Here is a 240-nt window from a genome sequence, read left to right on the forward strand (position 1 = left end):
GTGGCTCGTGGGCTCGGAGATGTGTATAAGAGACAGCTCGTCCCGCTCCTGCTGCTCATCAGGATGCGCAAGCCGCTGCCGCTCACCAGGAGGTTCTGAGATGCCGCTGCTGGAAGACCTGACCGTCTACGAGGACGGCGACCGGTACGACTGTCTCTTATACACATCTCCGAGCCCACGAGACACTCGCTAATCTGGGGGGGTGTTTGCTTTTTGGCGAGGGGGGGGGGGGGGGGGGGG

The 240-nt window shown here is 62.9% G+C and carries 1 pseudogene; it reads left to right on the plus strand.

From position 1 onward, the window contains the following. Positions 1-193 (plus strand): annotated as a pseudogene (locus ACPYOG_RS20505) (hypothetical protein); the annotation flags it as partial. Positions 194-240: the final 47 nt, after the last annotated feature.

The sequence above is a fragment of the Leifsonia sp. HAY1-4F genome, assembly GCF_056755275.1.